The organism is Curtobacterium sp. MCPF17_021, assembly GCF_003234605.2.
GTDB classification, from domain to species: Bacteria; Actinomycetota; Actinomycetes; order Actinomycetales; family Microbacteriaceae; genus Curtobacterium; species Curtobacterium flaccumfaciens.
This window is the reverse complement of sequence record NZ_CP126252.1, coordinates 2,272,113-2,292,241: the sequence shown is the minus strand read 5'-3', so window position 1 is coordinate 2,292,241 and position 20,129 is coordinate 2,272,113. Positions and strand designations below refer to the sequence as shown.

The following is a 20,129-nucleotide window of genomic DNA, read 5'->3' as shown; positions in this document are numbered from 1 at the left end:
CGCACCAAGCGAGGGACGACGGACGGGAGGCCCGGTACCAGCTGGTACCGGGCCTCCCGTCCGTCCTGTGGTGCGTCTCCTACGTGAGGAGCGCGACCAGGTGTGACCGCGACCGCGCGCCGACCTTGCGGTAGATCTGCGTGAGCCGCAGCTCCACCGTGCGCTGCGACATGAACAGCGATGACGCGATCTCGCGGTTGCGGTAGCCCTCGGTGACCTTCTGCACCACCGCGCGCTCCTCGGCGGTCAGCGACGTGAGCACCGCCGATGCGTCGGGGGCGCTGCGCGGCGTCCCGGGGAACGCCGGCGAGAGCACCGGTGCGGACCGGATCGACGACGAGCCCGTGCCGAACTGCGGCATCGCCGCAGCCGGCGCCGGGGTCACGAGCGGTCGACGCAGGCCGGCCGCCTCGTACGCCGCTGCGGCCGCCGCTCCGAGACGCGGCCGTTCCGCCGGGTTGCCGACGGCGGCCAGCGCCGCGAACGTGCGAGCCCGCTCGTACTGCGAGTCGTGCGGCTGGAACAGTTCCAGCGCACGGCGCCGGGCCGGCTCGCGGGTGGTGTCGTCGGCGACGAGCGCGAGGCTCCGCGCCAGCACCAGGGCACCCCAGCGCCCCGGACGGGCGTGGTGGTCCGCCGCCAGGCGGGCCGTGATCGTCCGCGCGTCGTCGATCCGTCCGAGGCGCACGTACGCCTCGACCAGGTCGCCGAGGTGCCGGAGCACCGCGGGGTTCCGGAGCGACCGACCGATGGCGTCGGCGGCCTCGAGCGCGGTGGCTGCCTCGTCGAGTCGACCGTCGAGCAGCAGGACCTTGCCGCGGAGCGCGTGCAGCTTCGCCGTCGCACCCCAGAGCCGACTCGTCGAACGGTGCTCGAGGCACCGGTCCACGACGTCGAGCGCCTCGGCGGAACGGCCCTCGGCGAAGTGCCGCCACGCGACGGCGATCGCCCGGGAGGGCTCACGCAACCGCTCGGCGACGGACGAACCGGACTCCCACACGTCGATCGCGCGGAGCGCCTGCCGGAAGTTGCCGGAGCGCACCTCGTTCTCGGACGTCAGGTAGCGGGCCGCCTCGGTCCACACCGCCGCGGTCTCCTGCCCCCGGGCGAGCACGAGTGCGAACACCCGTCGCGCGCTCCGGTAGCGCTCGCCGATGCTCAGCGCGTGGGCGAGGAGCAGCAGGGCCGGGTCGGACATCGCCACGAGCTCCGACGTCGCGAGCCCGTCGTGCAGCTCGGTGTCGGGCGGCAGCACGCCGTCCACGGCGGCGATGAGCTCCCGCGCGGTCGTCGCGATCTCGAGGGTGTGCGCGGACGCCGACCCCTCGAGCGGTTCGATCCGGTGCAGCAGGTCCTTGGCCTGGTCGAGCTCCCACGCCTCGGCACGGAAGCAGGCCACCATGGCCATCAGCCCGGCGACGGCGTCCACCTCGGCCGGGTCGGTCGCGTCGACGGGGACGAGCAGCTCGTCCGCGTGCACGGCGTCACCGCTGAGGTACTCGGCCGAGTACTGCAGCCGGAGCCGGCGGACCTCGTTCGGCGTCGTCCGGAACGGACGGAGCGCCGCGAGGTACCGCGCGGCGAAGCCGAGCAGGCGCTTGCCGAGCATGGCCTCCGCGACCCCGAGGAGCGCGACGTGCTCGTCCTCGGTCCCGCCACCGATGTGCAGGGCACGTTCGGTCAGTGCGATCGCGGCGTGCACGTTGCCGTCCACGACGTACGACCGTGCGGCCCGGAGCAGCGCGACCACGTCGGGGACGTCGTCGACGAAGCTCCGGTGCCACGCGGCCGACCGCGGGTCGCTCTCCGCGCTCGCCGTGGCCAGCTCGGCGTGTGCCGCGCGACGGTCACGGGCGGGCATCCGCCAGTAGAGCGCGGAACGCACGAGCGGGTGCCGGACGGTGACGCTCTGCCCGCGGACGGTCGCGAGACCGGCCCCGACCAGGTCGTCCAGCTCGTCCCGGTCCCACGCCGTGGTCTTCGCGACGGGCACCAGGGCGAGCTTCGCGAGGACGTCCAGATCGCGTCCCGCGGCGGGCCCGAGTGCGAGTGCCGCGATGGCCTCGGTCGTCGGAGTGGGTCGGAGCGGGAGCACGATCGGCTCCGCGCCGGTGAGCTGCTCCCGGGTGAGCACCGCGAGCTGTTCGCGGAGCGCGCCGGGGTTGCCACCGGTCTCCTCGGCGAGGACGGCGAGGACGCCGTCGTTCGCCTCGGCGGGTGCCATGGCCCGGGCGAGGACCAGGGCCTCGTCCGAGGGCAGTGGTTCGATGCGCAGGGTCGGCAGGGCCGCGAGCGGCCCGTCCGACGGCACCGAGCGGACCGTCGCCACGACACGCAGGGCGGTGCCCGCGAGTCGTCCGGCGAGGAACGCGATGAGTTCCTGGCTCTCCGAGTCCATCCGGTCGAGGTCGTCGATCAGGACGAGCGTCGGCGGGAGGGTCAGGGCGTGCACGGCGTCGAGGAAGTCGTGCGCCGCCGCCAGCCCGGCCGTCACGGCGGCCGCGGTCCCGCCTGCCTGCAGCAGGTGGGCGATGTGTGCGGTCGCTCGAGGGTCGTCGAGCGCGGTGAACAGGGAGGTCACCCCGGCCAGAGGCCAGCGGGATTCACTCCCGTTGACACCGACCCGGACGACGGGGAGGGAAACGCGGTTCGAGACCGCGTCGAGGACGCTGCTGCGTCCGGAACCAGGGTCGCCGACCACGACCATCGCGGACTCCCGTGGGAGCACTGCGAGGGTCGCGATCCGGTCGACCTCGAGACGTCGACCGGTGAGTGCCATGACTCACCGGCCTCCGGGTCCGGAGGCGGATGCTGCGAGGAGGGCGTCGGCGAACACGGGGGTCGCTGCGACGGGGCGCACGGAGGCGGACCGGACTGCTGCACGGCGGGTGACCGTGGCGGAGTGCGGACGAGCGGCGGCGACTGAGCGCGCGCCGGAACTGTCGTGGATTGGATGCGGTCGACGAGTGTGGGTGCACTCGGTTCCGCTCGGGAACGATGATGTCATCGTCTGTATCACCCCTCGGGTTAGGGTCTTCGGACGAACACGACCGGTCTGTTCCGCCGTCCGGATCTAGGGAATCCGAGAGCATCACGTGACCTGCCGTCTGGAGCACGATAACTCAGGTCCCGGTCCGCGAGGCGGACTCCCGCGAGCAGATGTCCAGAACCGTGCCCCCAGTACGGGGGGCCACGACTGGGGAGTGGCACCCGCCCTCCTGACCCCGATCCGGGTCCTCCGGACGGAACCGGGGTACAGGTCTGTCCGGACCTCGTTCGTCGTCGCAGGTGTAGCCAGGACGGGATGTCCAACGCCGAACCGACCGACGCCCGCCTCGATGACCGCACCCGGTGGCGGGCCTTCGCCGTGTGCGTGGCCGTCGCGGCCCTGACGATCCTCGACCTGTCCAAGGTGAACGTCGGGCTGCCCTCGATCGAGCAGTCCCTCGGGGCCACCAGCTCGTCGCTCCAGCTCATCGTGGCGGGGTACGCGCTGGCGTTCGGCCTCGCCCTCGTGCCCGCGGGTCGGCTCGGGGACCTGAAGAGCCGGCGTGTCATGTTCATCGTGGGGCTCAGCGCGTTCACCGGATCGAGCCTGCTGTGCGCCGTCGCGCCGAACATCGAGGTCCTGATCGTCACGCGGATCCTGCAGGGCTTCGCCGCCGGGATCCAGATGCCCCAGGTCATCGGACTCGTGCAGCAGCTGTTCCGCGGGCCGGAGCGGGGCCGCGCGTTCGGGCTCTTCGGGGCGATGATCGGCATCTCCACCGCCCTCGGGCCGACCATCGGCGGTGGCCTCATCGCGATCGGCGGCGAGGAGTCCGGCTGGCGGCTGCTGTTCTGGATGAACGTGCCCCTCGGGATCGCCGCACTGCTCTTCGCCGTCCGCCTGCTGCCGAAGGGCGCCCAGGGGAAGGCGCAGGACCGCGAACTGGACGTCGTCGGCATCCTGCTGCTCGGCGCCGCCATCATCACCCTGATGCTGCCGTTCGTGCTGACCAGCGGCGGCGGTGGTTCCGCGACCCGCTGGTTCTGGCTCGTCGGCTTCGCGGTGTTCCTCGTGCTGTTCGTGCTCTGGGAGCAGCGGTTCAAGCGGCAGGGCAAGTCGCCCGTGGTGCACTTCGAGCTGTTCCGGCTGTCGTCGTACCGCAACGGGCTGTCGATCGTGGCCGTCTACTTCGCGGCACTGCCGGCGTCGTTCCTCATGGTCACGCTGTACCTGCAGGAGGGCCTCGGGCTCTCGCCGCTGTTCGCCGGCATGGTGAGCATCCCCTTCGCCGCGACGAGTGCGGTGGGCTCCTACATCGGCGGACGGATCGTCGACCGGGTCGGGCGGGCGCTGGTGGTCGCCGGGCTCGGGATGGTCGTCGTCGGCTTCCTGCTGCTCATGGTCGCCGCCGTCGCCACCCCGCCGGATGTCACGCCGTGGGCGATGGCCGGCGCGTTCCTGGTGGGCGGACTCGGTGGCGGGTTCGTGGTGTCGCCGAACCAGACCCTGACCCTGGCCGAGATCCCCGTCGAGCAGTCCGGGGTGGCGGGGTCGATGCAGCAGCTCGGCCAGCGTGTCGGCACGGCGATCGGCACCGCGGTCGCGACGAGCATCTTCTACGGGATCGTGCGGAGCGAGGCGGCGGGCTCGGGTTCCGGTGGCTCCGGCGCTCGTCTCGACGCGTACCACGACGCGTTCCGCAGCGGCACGACGTTCACGGTGTCGCTGATGGCGCTGGCGCTCGTGCTGGCCGGTGCGGACCTGGTGGCGCGTCGTCGGGCGGCGCGGCGGTCGGACGGGGACGCCGAGCACTCGGACGCGGCTGCGGGGTCCGCCGAGCGCGCCGGGGCGAACGGATCCGCCGAGCGGACCGAGGCGCCGGGGTCCGCCGAGCGGGGCTGACCTGCCCGCCGACCGTGCCTAGGAGTCGCGGCGGATGACCTCGACGACGGCGTCGTGCACCAGGCCGTTCGAGGCGAGCGCGCTGCCGTGCCACGGCCCGGGATCGCCGTCGAGCGAGGTGAAGCGGCCGCCGGCCTCTTCGACGATCGGGACGAGGGCCGCGATGTCCCACGGCTTCAGGTCCGGTTCGCCGGCGACGTCGAGGACACCCTCGGCCACCATCATGTACGACCACATGTCGCCGTAGGCCCGGGTGCGCCAGACCCGGCGCGACAGGTCGACGAGCGGCTCGAGGCGGTCGTCGTCGTCCCACTGCTGGATGCTGTTGTAGCTCAGGCTCACATCGGCGAGCTCGGACACCCCGGAGACCCGGAGCGGTCCGTCCAGCGAGAACGCGCCGGAACCCTCGGCCGCCCACCAGCGCTTGCCGAGGGCGGGAGCGCTGACGACGCCGAGCACCGGGCGGCCGTCGACCGCGAGCGCGATGAGGGTCGCCCACACCGGCACGCCGCGCAGGTAGTTGGCGGTGCCGTCGATCGGGTCGACCACCCACTGGCGGTGTCCTTCGCTGACGGCCTCGGCCCCGGTGTCCGCCGTCGTCTCCTCACCGAGGAACGCGTCGTCCGGTCGCTCGGCGGCGAGTCGCTCGCGCAGGGCCCGTTCGACGGCCTGGTCCGCGTCGGTGACGTGCGTGCTGTCGGCCTTCTTCGTCACGTGCAGGTCAGCGGCACGGAAGCGCTCGAGGCTGATCGCGTCGGCGGTGTCGGCGAGGGAGCGGGCGAAGTCCAGGTCGGCGCTGAGGTCCACGTCGCCCAACCTACCGTCGCTACGCGGCGACGACCTCTTCCTCCTCGAGCCGGGTGACCTCGCGCTCGCGGGCGATGCGGGTCCGGCGGGCGACGAGCCCGTGCACGACGACGCAGAGCAGGAGCGCGGCGGCCAGCCAGAGGGCGAGCACGAGCGACGACCGGCCGAGCGAGGCGTCCGGGAAGTACTGCAGGTCCTGAGCGGCCTGCAGCCATGCGGCACCGCTCCAGAAGGTGTGCAGGGCGGCGAAGAACCCGGGCTGGAACGCCGGCTGGAAGATCCCGCCGGACGACGTGAAGTTCAGCATCACGAACAGCATCGTGAGGATCGGGGTGGTCCACCGTCCGAGCACGGGGTGCAGCCCGACGCCGAGTGCGACGATGATCGCGTCGTAGAGCCAGGCGAACAGGAACACCTGCCAGTGGTGGGTGGTGATGACGCCGTAGATCGGTCCGGCGACGATCACGCCGATGCCGGCGACGACCCCCGCGGTGGCGAGCCCGATGACCGCGGTCCACACGGCACGGAGCTTCGTCGCGACCGACGCCACGGCGATCGCGGACGCGTACCCGCCGACGCTCAGGGCCACGAGCAGGAAGAACAGCCCCTGGCCGGTGGTGTCCTGGTCGCCCGTGGGCACGACGTCGACGACCCGGAACGGCACGTGCTGGTCGTAGGCGATCGGCAGGAACACCTTCTGCGCGGCGCTCGCGGTGGTCTCCGACGCTGCGGTCGAGACGTAGAGCGTGGCACCCGTCGCCGTCGGTGCGTACACGGCGGCGAGGTCGCGGTCGCGCACCTGCTGCTCGGCAGCCTTCGTCGATGCGACGACGTGGGCCACGAGGGCGCCGTCGGACTGGTCGGTCACGGTCTGGGCGAACACCTGGGTGGCCGCGCCCTGGCCGACGATGCCGACCGGCAGTTCCTGCGGGGCCGGGGCGTGGAAGGCACCGAGGTAGGCCAGGCCCATGCCGGCGGCCAGGAACAGCGGCACGAGGATGTGCGAGGCGAACGTCAGCAGCACGCGACCGAGGCCGGCGGGGCGCAGGACGCTGTCGGACCGCTGCGGCTTCGGGCCTCGTTGGGACTTGTGGGTGGGGGAGTGGTGCGCGTGCGACGTCGTCGTCGTGCTCGGGGACGGGGCGTCGACAGCGGGGGTCGGCGCAAAGTTGTACTTTGCAACTTCAGACACGACCGCAACTGTACAACCCCGATGCGCGCTTGTCGACGCCGGCCCGCTGCCGAGGCATCGTCCCGTGCGAGGTTGCCCACTCCGTGCGAGGCCCGCGAGCCCGCACGGAGTGCGCAACCTCGCACCGTTCGTGCGCCCCTCGCACGGTGCGAGGCCGGCACGGTGCGGAGGGGGCGCGGGAACCGGAGTGGTCACGACTCACCGCGCGCCGGCGCTCGAGTGGTCACGAACTGTCGGGTGCCGCGTCGCCAGTCGACAGTTCGTGACCCCTCGACGCACACACCGCGGGGTGTCGTGACCAGCCGCCGACGAGCCGCCGACGAGCCGCCGACGAGCCGCCGACCAGCCGCCGACCGCCGCCGACCGACCGGCACCGCCGCCCGCCGCGTTACTCGGAACCGGGGTCGGACGCGCCCATCCCGGTCAGCAGCGCCCGGAACGAGTCGAGCCGCTCGACGCCGGTCGGCCCGAGCTCCCCGTCCTGCACCCGGTCGACGATCTCCCAGTCGTGCGCCTGCGCCAGCGGGATGCCGTCCCGCGCGGGCCGCACCGGCACGGCGTGCGACGCGAACGCCCGGAAGACGTTCGCGGGGTCGACGTGCCCCAGGCCGAACGACCGCACACCCGGCGTGTCGATGATCCACCCGCCGTCGCGGACCTGCAGCGCGATCGACGACGACGACGTGTGCCGCCCCCGACCCGTCACGGAGTTCACGACCCCGATGGCCCGCGTCGAGCCCGTCAGCGCGTTCACCAGGGTCGACTTGCCGACACCGGAGTGCCCGACGGTCACGGTCACCTTGTCGTCGAGGAGCTCGTGCAGCGCCTCGAACGGGACGTCGTCCGATCGGCTCGTCACGATGCGCAGGTCGAGGCACGCGAAGTGCGCCAGGAACGCAGCCGGGTCGGCGAGGTCGGTCTTCGTGATGCAGAGGATCGGGTCGAGGCCGGCGTCGAACGCGGCCACCAGGTAGCGGTCGATCAGGCGGGTGCGCGGCTCGGGGTCGGCGGCGGCCACCACGATGAGCATCTGGTCGGCGTTCGCCACGATGACGCGCTCGACCTCGTCCGAGTCGTCGGCACTCCGTCGCAGCAGGGTGGTGCGCTCGGCGACCTTCACGATGCGTGCCAGCGAGCCGGGATCACCGGAGACGTCCCCGACGAGCGACACGTGGTCGCCCGTGACGACGGACTTCTTGCCGAGCTCGCGGGCCTTCGTCGCGGTGATGACGTGGTCGTCGATCAGCACGCCGAACCGCCCGCGGTCGACGTTCGTCACCCACCCGACGGGGGCGTCGTCGTACGTCGGACGGGTCTTCGTGCGCGGTCGGTTGCCCTTCGGGTTCGGGCGCACCCGGACGCTCGACTCGTCGTACTGCCCGTACGGCTCGTCCGCGTCGGAGTCGTCACCGTCGGCGTCGTCCCACCAGCTCATGCGTCAGTCCCCACTCACCGGTGCAGCGGTCACCGAGGACGCCACGAGCGCGGCCCACAGCTCCGGGAACTGCGGCAGCGTCTTCGCGGTCGACCCGATGTCGTCGACGGCGACGCCCTCGACGACGAGGCCCACGATCGCCCCCGCGGTCGCCATCCGGTGGTCGTCGTACGCGCCCCAGGCGCTGCCGTGGAGCGGCGCCGGCTCGATCCGCAGGCCGTCGTCGAGTTCGTGCACCGCGCCTCCAGACCGGTTGAGGTCCGCCGCCAGCGCGGCCAGGCGGTCCGTCTCGTGCCCCCGCAGGTGACCGATGCCGGTGATCTCGCTCGGGCCGTCCGCCAGCGCGGCCAGCGCGACGAGCGCCGGGGCGAGTTCGCCGCCGCGGCTCAGGTCGAGTTCGAGACCCGGCAAGGAGGCCCCACCCCGGATCCCGACGCCGCCGTCGACGACCAGGTCGTCACCGTCACGGGCCACGCGCGCCCCCCACAGGGGCAGGAGCGTCTCGAGGTCGGCGCCGACCTGCGTCGTCTCGGTCGGCCAGGTGCGGATGCGCACCGTGCCGCCGGCGACGAGCGCGGCGACCGCGAACGGCGCCGCGTTCGACAGGTCGGGCTCGATCACGACGTCACGCGCGCCGATCGGGCCGGGGTGCACGACCCACTCGCCGACCGACGGCTCGTCGACGCGGACGCCGCGGGCACGGAGCGCCGCGACGGTCATCTCGATGTGCGGCATGCTCGGCAGGCGTTCGCCGACGTGGGTGAGGTGCAGGCCCTCGTCGAAGCGGGGGGCCGACAGCAGCAGGCCGGAGACGAACTGCGAGGACGCCGACGCGTCGATCGTCAGGGCGCCACCGCGGACCGAGCCGGTGCCGGTGAACGAGAACGGCATCGACTCGCCGCCGTCGTCCGTGACGTCGACACCGAGGTCCACGAGTCCCTGCACGATGGCGTGCATCGGCCGCTTGCGGGCGTAGGGGTCGCCGTCGACCGTGACGGGCCCGACGGCCAGGGCGGCGAGCGGCGGCAGGAAGCGCATCACGGTGCCGGCCAGACCGCAGTCCAGGCGGACGTCGCCGTGCATCGGGGCGGGCGTGATCCGGAGGTCCGGACCGTAGGGGTTCGGGGCGGTGCCGGCCGCCGGCTCGAGCTCCTCGATGCCGACGCCGAGCGCACGGAGGCCCGCGATCATCAGCGCCGAGTCACGGGAGTGCAGCGGGAGCCGGATCGTCGAGGGGCCGTCCGCGAGGGCCGCGAGCACGAGCTCCCGGTTCGTCAGCGACTTCGACCCGGGCAGCGCGACGTCGCCGCGCAGCGGACCCCCTGCGACCGGGGCGATCCAGGGGTCGGCGGGCTGGGCCCCGCTGTGGGAATGCGTCGTGTCTGCCATCGGTTCACCAGGGTACTGAACGCACCGGGAGGATCAGTGGCGACAGCAACACTCGCACGAGAGCGGACCGGCACGGCAACCGTGCTGACCGCGGTGCCGACGACGCTCGGCACGCTCGGCCTAGACTTGGCGGCGATGACGACCGACGAACCGCAGGCAGCTCCGCACCACCTGGTCGACGAGACCGAGGTGCAGCTCGACGCCGTCGAAGAGGAGCACGAAGCCCTCGACGACGCCGCAGACGAGCCGGTGGACGCGAAGACCGTCTCCGAGGGTGAGCTGCGGTCCCTGTTCGAGGACCAGGCGCTGCCCTTCATGGACCAGCTCTACGGTGCGGCGATGCGGATGACCCGCAACCCGGCCGACGCGTCGGACCTGGTGCAGGAGACGTTCGTCAAGGCCTTCGCCGCGTTCCGCCAGTTCAAGCAGGGCACGAACCTGAAGGCCTGGCTGTACCGGATCCTCACGAACACGTTCATCAACACGTACCGCAAGAACCAGCGGAACCCGTACCAGGGCACCATCGACGAGCTCGAGGACTGGCAGCTCGGCGGCGCGGAGAGCGTCACCCAGTCGATCTCCGCCCGGTCCGCCGAGGCCGACGCGATCGACCACCTGCCGTCCTCCGCCGTGAAGGACGCACTGCAGGCCATCCCGGAGGACTTCCGGATGGCCGTGTACTTCGCCGATGTCGAAGGATTCTCGTACCAGGAGATCGCCGACATCATGAAGACCCCCGTGGGGACGGTCATGAGCCGCCTCCACCGTGGCCGGCGGCTCCTCCGTGGGCTCCTGGCGGACCACGCCCGTGAGACCGGCATCGTCCCGGACGCAGCGTCGACGGCGACGATGCGTGGACGGGGACGAGGCACGGCACAGACGACGAAGGCAACTGCGGCCACGGGTCGCACCGGACGGAAGGACGCACGATGAGCGGCTGCGACTGCTCGAAGGCGAAGGCCGAGCTCGAGGAGTTCCTGCACGACGAGCTCCGCCACGAGGACGCCGCGGACATCCGCGAGCACATGGACGGCTGCGAGGACTGCCAGACCGAGCACCGCGTCGGCGTGGTGCTCATGGAGACCGTGCGCCGTGCCTGCAAGGAGACCGCTCCCGACCAGCTGCGCAGCGAGATCCTCGCGCGCATCCGGGTGGAGCAGGCCACGCACTGACCCAGGCCACGCACTGACCGGTGTCACCGGCCGGCGGCGAACCGGGTTGCGACGGTCTCGGCGTCGAGGACACGGTCGTAGACGGTTGCCGAGTCGATGTCGCCCGTGAACCCGAAGTTCCCCGAGTCCGGCCAGCCGACCAGGGTTCCGCGGCCGGTGCGCCAGTGTCCGTCGTACTGCCGAGCGGCGACGGCATCGGTTCGTCGCTCCTTGCGCTGGCCGTCGACGTAGAGGGTCATCGATCGTGACTCGAACGTCGCCACGGCGTGGTGCCACTCGCCGTCCGCGACGTCGCCGCCGCCGACCGTGAAGTTGAAGAGGTTGCCGGCGCCCTGCACGCCGAAGCGCAGGCCGCCGCCGGAGTCGATGTACAGGTGCCGGTCGCGGTAGGTCGATGCGGGGGCGGTGTCGGACGTGAAGCCGAACACCCGGCCGCCCGCGGGATCGGCGGACCGGAACCACACCTCGAGTGAGAAGACCTGCGGTCCGGTGGTGGGCCGGTCGGTGACGGCGTAGTCGTCGGTGCCCGCGCCCGGGTAGGTGCTCCACGGGTTCGCCGCGCAGCTTCCGTCGACACGTGACGCGTCGCCGACGAAGCGTCCGTCCGCGCCGTGTCCGCTGCTGTCCTGCACGATGTCGCCCTGTTTCTCGGCGAAGTCCCACGCCAGCTGGCTGCCGGCGGGAGCGGGTTCGTGGAAGCACGGGAACGTACCGGTGCCGAGGGTCGTGGCGGTCGCCGTGGTGCCGCTGAACCCCGCCCCTGCAGAGCCGGCGGCGAGTGCGATGGTCAGGACGGTGACCGCGGCGACGACGGACAGCGAAAGGCTCGCCGCGACGTCCGGAGCGCCGGTACCCCCTGCTCCGGACACGGGTGCTCCGGTGCCGGGCGTCAGGGCTGCCGTGCCGAGGTCCCAACGCGGCGTCCCACACCGTCGACAGGGTCGGCCAGCGGTGATGTCGCGATCGGCCCGCGCCGCCCGCACGAGCGCGAGCGCCGCCACGACGGCGATGCCGATCGGCACCCAGGACTGCTGCCGTGCCCACACGGTCGGGAGCCCGATGCCGGGGAAGCGCAGCACGCCGACGCCGAGGACGGCCTCGGGCATGACCGCCGTCCGGTCCGCGGTCGGGTTCGCGTCACCCCGGAGCCGCAGGCGGCCGTCCTGCTCGATGCGCTCCAGCCGGTGGAGCCGGAGCCGCTCGGCGTGATCGGGGTCGTCGACGAGCAGCACGCGACCGGGATCGACGGCATCGGGACCGGCGGGCATGGCGGCGACGACGTCACCGGTCCGGATGCCCGGGGCCATCGAATCCGAGACCACCGTCGTGACGTGCCAGCCGAGGGATGCCGGCAGTGCGGCCCAGACGGCGAGCAGCAGCACGGACCACAGGACCGTGCGCGACGCGACCGCGAGGAGCAGCCGTGGTACGTCGCCGGTGCACCGGACGTGTCGGTGGGTGGCGGTGGACATCGGCTGCTCCTCGGTTCGGTCGGGTCGGTCGGGTGGACGAGGTCAGTCGGTCTGCGCTTCCCACACGAAGGTGGTGCCCGACTCGGAGGACTGCACGGTGTTCGGCGCGTCCGCTTCGAGGTCGTAGCTGAAGCGGTAGGTCGTGCTCGTCGTCCCCGTGGTGGGCTGCCACGCATCGACCCCGGTGCCGAACGACTCGAGTTCCATCAGGCCGGCGAGGGTGCCGTCGTGCACGGTCGTCCCCGTGGTGAAGGTGCTGCAGTCTCCGGCGGTGGCGAGGCTGCCACGTTCGACGGTCAGCCCGACGTGTTCGGCGAGTGCGTCGTCGTCGGCCTGGTCGGCGGTGAAGAGCTTCACGGTCGAGGCGTTGGTGGTGTTCGCCGTCACCGTGATGCAGTTCGAACCGGTGGACCCGGGCACCAGGTCGTCGACGTCGAACATCGCGACGCCCTGGTCGTCGTCGGTGAGGGAGACGGCACCGGTGCGCCAGCTGTTCGCGGCGTTGTCGGTGCTGCTCGAGAAGGCGGCGTACGAGGCCGTGGCGATGAGTGCGCCGCTGGCGACGACGGCGAGCGGGAACGCGATCCAGGCTGCGGTGCGGCCGTGGCGGGAGGTGATGTGCATGGCTGTCCTGTCGGTCGGGATCACCCGGCGGGTGATATGCAAACAGGGTATATGAATATCAGTTGCAACGGAACCCCGTCGCAACACGACCGAACGCACGGGTAGGTTGGCCGACATGACCCTCTCCGTCGAGTCGACCTCCACCTGGTCCGACACGGACGTCGCCGACGTCGCCGCCCTCGTCCGTCTGCTCGGTCACGACGTCGACGATGCGTCGATGCGTGCGCGCCTCGCTCGACTCACACCCGAAGCCGGCCACCGGACCTGGGTGGTGCGGGGTGACGACGGTCGCGTGGTCGCCGTCGCCGGTGCCCAGGTCACCTGGGCGTACGCGAGCGACGAGCCGACGGCGCAGCTGCTGCTGCTGGTCGTCGACGACACGGCCAGGAGGCTCGGCACCGGTTCGGCGCTCATCGGCACGTTCGAGGCATGGGCGGTCGAGCAGGGAGCGCGTCGCCTCAGCGCCGTCAGTGCGGCCGCCACCGACAGCGCGCACCGCTTCTACCAGAAGCGCGGGTACCACGACGCCGGGGTGCGGTACACGAAGATCGCGTAGCGCCGCCGCCTTCCGCGCGAACGTCGAAGCGCCCCGTACCGGAGTCCCTCGGACTCCCGCACGGGGCGCTTCCTCGTGGCTAGGCCGATGCGCTCAACGCGGTGTTGATGACCTCGGTGGCCTCTTGCGCGGAGCGCTTCGAGGACCCCGTGGCCGGTGCGGCACTCGCCGAGCGGGCCGCCACGGACAACGGGCGGCCGCCCAGGTGCGGCGACAGGTTCATGCAGACGAACGGCCAGGCGCCCTGGTTCTCCGGTTCCTCCTGCGCCCACACGACGTCGGCGTCCGGGTAGCCCGCCAGCACCTCGAGGATGCGGTCGAGGGGGAGCGGGGCGAGCTGCTCGAGCCGGACGAGTGCGACGTCGGTGATGCCGCGCTTGTCGACCTCGGCACGCAGGTCGTGGTGCACCTTGCCGGAGTGCAGCACGACGCGGCGCACGGCACCCTTGTCGGTGATCCGAGCGTCATCCAGCACGGGCTCGAACGTTCCCGTCGTGAAGTCCTCGACCGCGCTCGTCGCCTGGCGGAGCCGGAGCATCGCCTTCGGGGAGAACACGACGAGCGGCTTCTGCGGCCGGGCCCACGCCTGACGGCGGAGCAGGTGGAAGTACGACGCCGGGGTCGACGGGCGCGCGACGATCATGTTGTCCTCGGCGCACAGCTGCAGGTAGCGCTCGATGCGTGCCGACGAGTGGTCCGGCCCCTGGCCCTCGTACCCGTGCGGCAGCAGCAGGACGAGGCCGGAGCGCTGCCCCCACTTCTGCTCGGCGGACGAGATGAACTCGTCGATGACGATCTGGGCGCCGTTCGCGAAGTCGCCGAACTGTGCCTCCCAGAGCACGAGGGACTCGGGGCGCTCCACGGAGTAGCCGTACTCGAACGCCATCGCCGCGTACTCGCTCAGCAGGGAGTCGTACACGTAGAACCGGGCCTGGTCCTCGGTGAGGTTCGACAGCGGCAGCCATTCCTGGCCGTTCACCCGGTCGTGGAAGACCGACTGGCGCTGGACGAACGTGCCGCGTCGGGCGTCCTGTCCGGCGAGGCGGACGGGCTTGCCCTCGACCAGGATCGACCCGATCGCCATGAGTTCGGCCATCGCCCAGTCGATGCCGCCGTTGCGCGTCATCTCGGTGCGCTTGGTCAGCAGCTGCTGCAGCTTCGGGTGGATGGAGAACCCGGCGGGCGGGTTGCTGTGCGCGTCACCGATCGCCCGGACGAGCTCTTCGGACACGGCGGTCTCGTGCACCTCGACCTCGGAGTCGTCGCGCTGCGCGGCCGGGCGTTCGAGCCCCTGCACCGCACCGTCGTCGTCGACCTCGATGACCGGGATGGTGCCGGTCTGTGCCTCGTGCGTCTCGGCGAAGGCGTGTTCCAGGCGGTCCTGGAAGTCGCGGTGCGCCTCGTCGTACTCCTCTTGCGTGATGTCACCGCGGCCGACGAGGGCCTCGGTGTACAGCGTGCGGACGGAGCGCTTCGCCTCGATGAGGTTGTACATCAGGGGCTGCGTCATCGAGGGGTCGTCGCCCTCGTTGTGCCCACGACGGCGGTAGCAGATCAGGTCGATCACGACGTCGCGGTGGAACTCCTCGCGGTACGCGAAGGCGAGTTCGGCGACCCGGGCGACGGCCTCGGGGTCGTCACCGTTCACGTGGAAGATCGGCGCCTGGATCGTCTTCGCGACGTCCGTGGAGTACACCGAGCTGCGCGCCGACTCGGGCGGGGTGGTGAACCCGACCTGGTTGTTGATGACGAGGTGGACCGTGCCGCCGGTGCGGTAGCCGCGGAGCTGCGACATCTGCAGCGTCTCGACGACCACACCCTGGCCGGCCATCGCCGCGTCGCCGTGCACGAGCACGGGGAGCACACCGAAGCTGCCGGGGGCCTCGCGGTCCTGCTTGGCGCGGACGATGCCCTCGAGCACGCCGTCGACGGCTTCGAGGTGGGACGGGTTCGCGGCGATCGTCACCGGGATGCTCGAGCCGTCGGACGTGCGGAACACGCCCTCGGTGCCGACGTGGTACTTCACGTCGCCGGAGCCCTGACCGGACACCGTGCCCGGCAGCGAGGACCCCTCGAACTCACGGAAGATCTGCCCGTAGGTCTTGCCGGCGATGTTCGTCAGCACGTTCAGGCGGCCACGGTGGGCCATGCCGATCGCGACCTCGGCCAGCCCGGCACCGGCGGCGTGCTGGATCAGGGTGTCGAGGAAGGCGATGGTGGACTCGCCGCCCTCGAGCGAGAAGCGCTTCTGGCCGACGTACTTGGTCTGCAGGAAGGTCTCGAACGCCTCGGCCTCGTTGAGCTTGCCGAGGACGCGGAGCTGCTCTTCCTTCGAGGGCTTCGAGTACGGCACCTCGATGCGCTCCTGCACCCAGCGACGCTGTTCCGGGTCCTGGATGTGCATGTACTCGATGCCGACCGTGCGGCAGTAGGCGTCGCGCAGGATCCCGAGGACGTCGCGCAGCGGTGCCGAGGTGGTGCCGGCGAGCCCACCGGTGACGAACTCGCGGTCGAGGTCCCAGAAGGTCAGCCCGTGGCTCTCGATCTCGAGGTCGGGGTGCGTGCGCTGGCGGTACTCGAGCGGGTCGATGTCGGCCATCAGGTGCCCACGGACGCGGAAGCTGTTGATGAGCTCCTGCACGCGGGCGGTCTTGTTCACCCGGTGCGCCAGGTCGACGTTGATGTCGTTCGCCCACTGGATCGGCTTGTAGGGGATCCGGAGCGCGGCGAAGATGCCGTCGTAGAAGCCGTGCTCGCCGATGAGGCGCTCGTGCACGTGCTTGAGGTACTCACCCGAACCGGCGCCCTGGATGACGCGGTGGTCGTAGGTGCTCGTCAGGGTGATGGTCTTGCCGATGCCGAGCTCGACCAGGGTCTTCGACGCCGAGCCCTGGAACTGCGCCGGGTACTCGAGGGCGCCGGCGCCGATGATCGAGCCCTGGCCCTTGGTCAGACGGGGGACCGAGTGCACGGTGCCGATGCCACCCGGGTTGGTGAGCGAGATCGTCGTGCCCTGGAAGTCCGCCGGGGTGAGCTTGTTGTCACGGGCACGCTTGACGAGGTCTTCGTAGGCGGAGAGGAACTGCCCGAACGTCAGGGTCTCCGCGCGCTTGATGCTCGGCACCAGGAGCGAGCGGGTGCCGTCCTTCTTCGGGACGTCGATCGCGATGCCGAGGTTGACGTGCGCCGGGGCGACGACGAACGGCTTGCCGTCGCGCTCCTCGTAGAAGACGTTCTGGCTCGGGAAGTCCTTGACGGCCTGCACCATCGCCCACCCGATCAGGTGCGTGAAGGAGATCTTGCCGCCGCGGGCACGTCGCAGGTGGTTGTTGATGACGATCCGGTTGTCGATCATCAGCTTCGCCGGGATGGTCCGGACGCTGGTGGCGGTCGGGACCGTCAGCGAGGCGTCCATGTTCGACGCCAGCGTCTTCGCCATGCCCCGGAGCGGGGTCGCCACGTCCTCGTGGGTCTCCTCGTGGTCGTCGGCGGCGTCGTTCGCCTCGGCCGGGATCGGCTGCGGTGCCGGCTGGCGCGAGGTGGTCTTCGCCTGGATCGGGCCCGACTTCGCCTCGCCCGGGGTGTCGCCGGTGGCGGGCTGCTGCGTCGACGACTGCTGCTGGGTCGGGACCTGCTGCGAGGGGGCCCCTGTCGGAGTTGCGGGAGCCGGCGCGTCACCGACCTGCGTGCGGTGGTAGCTCTCGAGGACCGGCCACCAGGACTTGTCGACCGACTCCTTGTCCGCGACGAACTGCTCGTAGAGCTCGTCGACGAGCCACTCGTTCGCCCCGAATTCGCCCGCGGTCTCGTCCGTTCCGGTCAGATGGCTCGACACAGCCGATCGCCCACTCTCCGTCGATAGATGCTCGTGTGTGTCGTGCGGAGCAACCCTGCGCCGCACAGGTGCCAAGCCTAGCCGCTCCGACATGTCCGTTCCGTGTCAGCCGCGGCGCGAGTCGGCAGCCCCCGAGCACCCGGTCGGGGCCCTGACGGGAGCCGTACAGTGGAGCGCATGAGGTTCTACGAGACGCGGCCGACGCACGACCTGACCTACTCCGACGTCTTCCTCGTCCCGAGCCGTTCCGGCGTGACGAGCCGCTTCGACGTCGACCTCGCGGCGAACGACGGCAGCGGTGCCACGATCCCGATCGTCAGCGCCAACATGAACTCCGTCACCGGCCCTCGGCTCGCCGCCACCCTGGCCCGCCGCGGCGGTCTGGGCGTGCTGCCGCAGGACATGCACCTGCAGGACCTCGACGCCGCGATCCGCTGGGTGAAGGACCAGCCGGTCGACTTCGACACCGCCTACGACATGGGCGCGCAGACCACCGTCGCCGAGGCCCTCGAGCAGCTCCTGCCGGTGGCCGGCCGTGGTGTGGTCGTCCGCGACGCCGACGGCGAGTACCTCGGCTGCGTGCCCGCGACCCGCCTCGGCACCGCCGGCCCCGACGCCGTCCTCGGTGACCTGCTGCACGGCGCCTCGACCGCGATCGACGCCGAGGACGCCGGCACACCCCGCCACGTGTACGACGTGCTCTCGGCTGCCGAGGTCGACTTCGCGCCGGTCATGCGGCACGGCCGGGTCGTCGGCACCACGAGCCAGACGAGCGCGATCCGCTCCGACATCTACACGCCCGCCGTCGATGGTTCCGGGCGGCTCCGGGTCGCCGCCGCGCTCGGCATCAACGGCGACGTCGCCGCCAAGGCGAAGGCGCTGGCTGCCGCGGGCGTGGACGTCCTGGTCCTCGACACCGCGCACGGCCACCAGGACGGCATGCTCCGCGCGCTCCGCACGGTCGCGTCGCTGCAGCTCGGCATCCCGCTCGTCGCCGGCAACGTCGTCACGGCCGACGCCGTCGCGCACCTGGTCGGGGCCGGAGCGGACATCATCAAGGTCGGCGTCGGCCCTGGTGCCATGTGCACCACCCGCATGATGACGGCCGTCGGTCGCCCACAGTTCTCCGCCGTGCTCGAGACCGCCGCGGCGGCCCGCTCGCTCGGTGCGCACGTCTGGGCGGACGGCGGGGTGCGCTACCCGCGCGACGTCGCCCTCGCGCTGGCAGCCGGGGCGTCGGCCGTCATGATCGGCTCGTGGTTCGCCGGCACGCTCGAGGCCCCCGGTGTCCTGCGCCGTGACGCCGCGGGCAAGGCGTACAAGGAGAGCTGGGGCATGGCCTCGGCGAAGGCCGTGCGCGAGCGGTTCGAGCGGCTCGACCCGTACGAGCGGGCCCGCAAGGCGCTCTTCGCCGAGGGGATCTCGTCGTCGACGATCTACCTCGACCCGGAGCGTCCGAGCGTCGAGGACCTGCTCGACATGATCACCACCGGCGTCCGCAGCTCCGCCACCTACGCGGGCGCGTCGTCACTCGCCGAGTTCTCCGAGCGCGCGCTGGTCGGCATCCAGTCCGCCGCCGGGTACGAGGAGGGCAAGCCCCTGCCCGTCAGCTGGTAGCGCGGCCGGGGCGCGCGTCGCCCTGGTCGCGACCACGGACGGACGGGAGGCGCGGTGCAAGCTGGCACCGCGCCTCCCGTCCGCTTGTCTGTACGTCTACCGGCGCCGGGTCGCGTCCTCGACCTCGCCCACCAGTTCTTCGAGGATGTCCTCGAGGAACAGCACGCCGATCGTGCGGCCGTCCGCGTCGAAGGCGCGGGCCACGTGGCGCCCGGCGGCCCGCATGGTCGCGAGCGCGTCCTCGAGGTCCATCTCGGTGTAGAGCGAGATGAGCTGGCGGATGCGCTTCGGCGGCACCGGGTCGTCGAACTCGTCCGGCCGCAGGTCGATGACGTCCTTCACGTGCACGTAGCCGGTGGGGGAGCCGTCCTCGCCGACGAGCACGTAGCGGGAGAACCCGCGCTGTGCCACGGCGTGCTCGACGTCGGCCGGGGTGGCGTCGTCGGGGAGGGTGACGAGCTCGGCCATCGGCACGGCGACGTCGCGGACCTTCTTCTCGGTGAACTCGAACGCCAGGGCGAGCTTGCCGTCGTCGGTCAGGGTGCCCTCGCGGCGGGACTGCTCCACGATGGTCTGCACCTCTTCCACCGTGAACGCACTCACCGCTTCGTCCTTGGGCTCGACGCGGAACAGCCGCAGCACGGCGTTCGCGACCTCGTTCAGGCCGACGATGACCCAGTGCAGGCCGTGACCGATGTACCAGAGCGTCGGCACGAGCAGCAGCGCGGCCCGGTCCGGCATCGAGAACGAGATGTTCTTCGGCACCATCTCGCCGAACACCACGTGCAGGAACGACACGAGCAGCAGCGTGAACACGAAGGCCACGGTGCCGATCACCTCGGCGCTCCAGCCGGTCAGGTGCAGCGGGACCTCGAGCAGGTGGTGGATCGCCGGCTCGGACACGTTCAGGATGAGCAGCGAGCAGACCGTGATGCCGAGCTGGGTCGTCGCGAGCATGCGGGTGGCGTGCTCCATTGCCCACAGCGTCATCTGCGCGGCCTTCGAGCCCTCTTCGGCGCGGGGCTCGATCTGCGAGCGGCGTGCGGAGATGACCGCGAACTCCGCCGCGACGAAGTAGGCGTTGCCCATCAACAGGACGACGAGCCAGAAGATGCCCCACCAATCGGAACTCATCGCAG

The 20,129-nt window shown here is 71.5% G+C and carries 14 protein-coding genes; 5 read left to right on the top strand and 9 right to left on the bottom strand.

The annotated features are described in order from the left end of the window. Window positions 1-79: 79 nt before the first annotated feature. Entirely contained in the window at window positions 80-2,779 is a 2,700-nt protein-coding gene (locus DEJ29_RS10770) for a helix-turn-helix transcriptional regulator (RefSeq protein WP_111094594.1), read from the bottom strand. A 525-nt stretch (window positions 2,780-3,304) separates the two neighbouring features. Between DEJ29_RS10770 and DEJ29_RS10765 the strand changes: the two genes are divergently transcribed. Continuing rightward, a complete protein-coding gene (locus DEJ29_RS10765; protein ID WP_111094595.1) occupies window positions 3,305-4,891 on the top strand; it encodes an MFS transporter in 1,587 nt (528 codons plus the stop codon). Window positions 4,892-4,909: 18 nt separating this feature from the next. Here DEJ29_RS10765 and DEJ29_RS10760 read toward each other — a convergent pair whose 3' ends face one another. The 4 genes from DEJ29_RS10760 to aroA form a co-directional block, all read right to left on the bottom strand. After that, window positions 4,910-5,698, bottom strand: a complete 789-nt coding sequence (locus DEJ29_RS10760) for an inositol monophosphatase family protein (RefSeq protein ID WP_084741405.1) — start codon at window positions 5,696-5,698, stop codon at window positions 4,910-4,912. Window positions 5,699-5,717: 19 nt separating this feature from the next. Further along, window positions 5,718-6,890: an ABC-2 transporter permease gene (locus DEJ29_RS10755; protein WP_146248306.1), complete on the bottom strand. Its 1,173-nt coding sequence runs from the start codon at window positions 6,888-6,890 to the stop codon at window positions 5,718-5,720. Window positions 6,891-7,278: 388 nt separating this feature from the next. After that, the gene (rsgA, locus tag DEJ29_RS10750) at window positions 7,279-8,325 is read right to left on the bottom strand and encodes a ribosome small subunit-dependent GTPase A (protein WP_111033366.1); all 1,047 of its coding nucleotides are present in this window, start codon (window positions 8,323-8,325) and stop codon (window positions 7,279-7,281) included. A gap of 3 nt (window positions 8,326-8,328) precedes the next feature. Beyond that, the gene (gene aroA, locus DEJ29_RS10745) at window positions 8,329-9,714 is read right to left on the bottom strand and encodes a 3-phosphoshikimate 1-carboxyvinyltransferase (RefSeq protein ID WP_111094596.1); all 1,386 of its coding nucleotides are present in this window, start codon (window positions 9,712-9,714) and stop codon (window positions 8,329-8,331) included. 135 nt (window positions 9,715-9,849) lie between these two features. Here aroA and DEJ29_RS10740 point away from each other — a divergent pair, with 135 nt between their 5' ends. Continuing rightward, window positions 9,850-10,647 carry a sigma-70 family RNA polymerase sigma factor gene (locus DEJ29_RS10740; RefSeq protein WP_284173616.1) on the top strand — a complete coding sequence of 266 codons (798 nt, stop codon included), beginning with the start codon at window positions 9,850-9,852 and terminating at the stop codon, window positions 10,645-10,647. After that, window positions 10,644-10,886, top strand: coding sequence for a zf-HC2 domain-containing protein (locus tag DEJ29_RS10735; RefSeq protein WP_027465838.1), 243 nt, complete (start codon window positions 10,644-10,646; stop codon window positions 10,884-10,886). The genes DEJ29_RS10740 and DEJ29_RS10735 overlap by 4 nt, the downstream gene beginning before the upstream one ends. Before the next feature lie 23 nt (window positions 10,887-10,909). Here DEJ29_RS10735 and DEJ29_RS10730 read toward each other — a convergent pair whose 3' ends face one another. Together DEJ29_RS10730 and DEJ29_RS10725 are read right to left on the bottom strand one after the other, a co-directional pair. After that, on the bottom strand, window positions 10,910-12,358 hold the full coding sequence (locus tag DEJ29_RS10730; protein ID WP_111094598.1) for a LamG-like jellyroll fold domain-containing protein: 1,449 nt from the start codon (window positions 12,356-12,358) through the stop codon (window positions 10,910-10,912). A gap of 42 nt (window positions 12,359-12,400) precedes the next feature. After that, window positions 12,401-12,982: a hypothetical protein gene (locus tag DEJ29_RS10725; RefSeq protein WP_111094599.1), complete on the bottom strand. Its 582-nt coding sequence runs from the start codon at window positions 12,980-12,982 to the stop codon at window positions 12,401-12,403. A 115-nt stretch (window positions 12,983-13,097) separates the two neighbouring features. On the opposite strand from DEJ29_RS10725, the gene DEJ29_RS10720 reads away from it, so the two are divergent. Next, entirely contained in the window at window positions 13,098-13,538 is a 441-nt protein-coding gene (locus DEJ29_RS10720) for a GNAT family N-acetyltransferase (RefSeq protein ID WP_110859058.1), read from the top strand. 79 nt (window positions 13,539-13,617) lie between these two features. On the opposite strand, the gene DEJ29_RS10715 is transcribed toward DEJ29_RS10720, so the two are convergent. Further along, window positions 13,618-17,373 (bottom strand): multifunctional oxoglutarate decarboxylase/oxoglutarate dehydrogenase thiamine pyrophosphate-binding subunit/dihydrolipoyllysine-residue succinyltransferase subunit, encoded by a 3,756-nt coding sequence (locus tag DEJ29_RS10715; protein ID WP_181438149.1) that lies wholly within the window; start codon window positions 17,371-17,373, stop codon window positions 13,618-13,620. 177 nt (window positions 17,374-17,550) lie between these two features. Here DEJ29_RS10715 and guaB1 point away from each other — a divergent pair, with 177 nt between their 5' ends. Then, window positions 17,551-18,990, top strand: a complete 1,440-nt coding sequence (gene guaB1 / locus DEJ29_RS10710; RefSeq protein ID WP_110864009.1) for a GMP reductase — start codon at window positions 17,551-17,553, stop codon at window positions 18,988-18,990. 96 nt (window positions 18,991-19,086) lie between these two features. Here guaB1 and DEJ29_RS10705 read toward each other — a convergent pair whose 3' ends face one another. After that, window positions 19,087-20,124: a hemolysin family protein gene (locus DEJ29_RS10705; RefSeq protein WP_027465832.1), complete on the bottom strand. Its 1,038-nt coding sequence runs from the start codon at window positions 20,122-20,124 to the stop codon at window positions 19,087-19,089. Between the last annotated feature and the right edge of the window lie 5 nt (window positions 20,125-20,129).

Coding starts and splice junctions, on each gene's coding strand:
- DEJ29_RS10770 (WP_111094594.1), bottom strand. CDS start 2,779: ATGGCACTCACCGGTCGACGTCTCGAGGTCGACCGGATCGCGACCCTC.
- DEJ29_RS10765 (WP_111094595.1), top strand. CDS start 3,305: ATGTCCAACGCCGAACCGACCGACGCCCGCCTCGATGACCGCACCCGG.
- rsgA (WP_111033366.1), bottom strand. CDS start 8,325: ATGAGCTGGTGGGACGACGCCGACGGTGACGACTCCGACGCGGACGAG.
- aroA (WP_111094596.1), bottom strand. CDS start 9,714: ATGGCAGACACGACGCATTCCCACAGCGGGGCCCAGCCCGCCGACCCC.
- DEJ29_RS10740 (WP_284173616.1), top strand. CDS start 9,850: ATGACGACCGACGAACCGCAGGCAGCTCCGCACCACCTGGTCGACGAG.
- DEJ29_RS10735 (WP_027465838.1), top strand. CDS start 10,644: ATGAGCGGCTGCGACTGCTCGAAGGCGAAGGCCGAGCTCGAGGAGTTC.
- DEJ29_RS10730 (WP_111094598.1), bottom strand. CDS start 12,358: ATGTCCACCGCCACCCACCGACACGTCCGGTGCACCGGCGACGTACCA.
- DEJ29_RS10725 (WP_111094599.1), bottom strand. CDS start 12,982: ATGCACATCACCTCCCGCCACGGCCGCACCGCAGCCTGGATCGCGTTC.
- DEJ29_RS10720 (WP_110859058.1), top strand. CDS start 13,098: ATGACCCTCTCCGTCGAGTCGACCTCCACCTGGTCCGACACGGACGTC.
- guaB1 (WP_110864009.1), top strand. CDS start 17,551: ATGAGGTTCTACGAGACGCGGCCGACGCACGACCTGACCTACTCCGAC.
- DEJ29_RS10705 (WP_027465832.1), bottom strand. CDS start 20,124: ATGAGTTCCGATTGGTGGGGCATCTTCTGGCTCGTCGTCCTGTTGATG.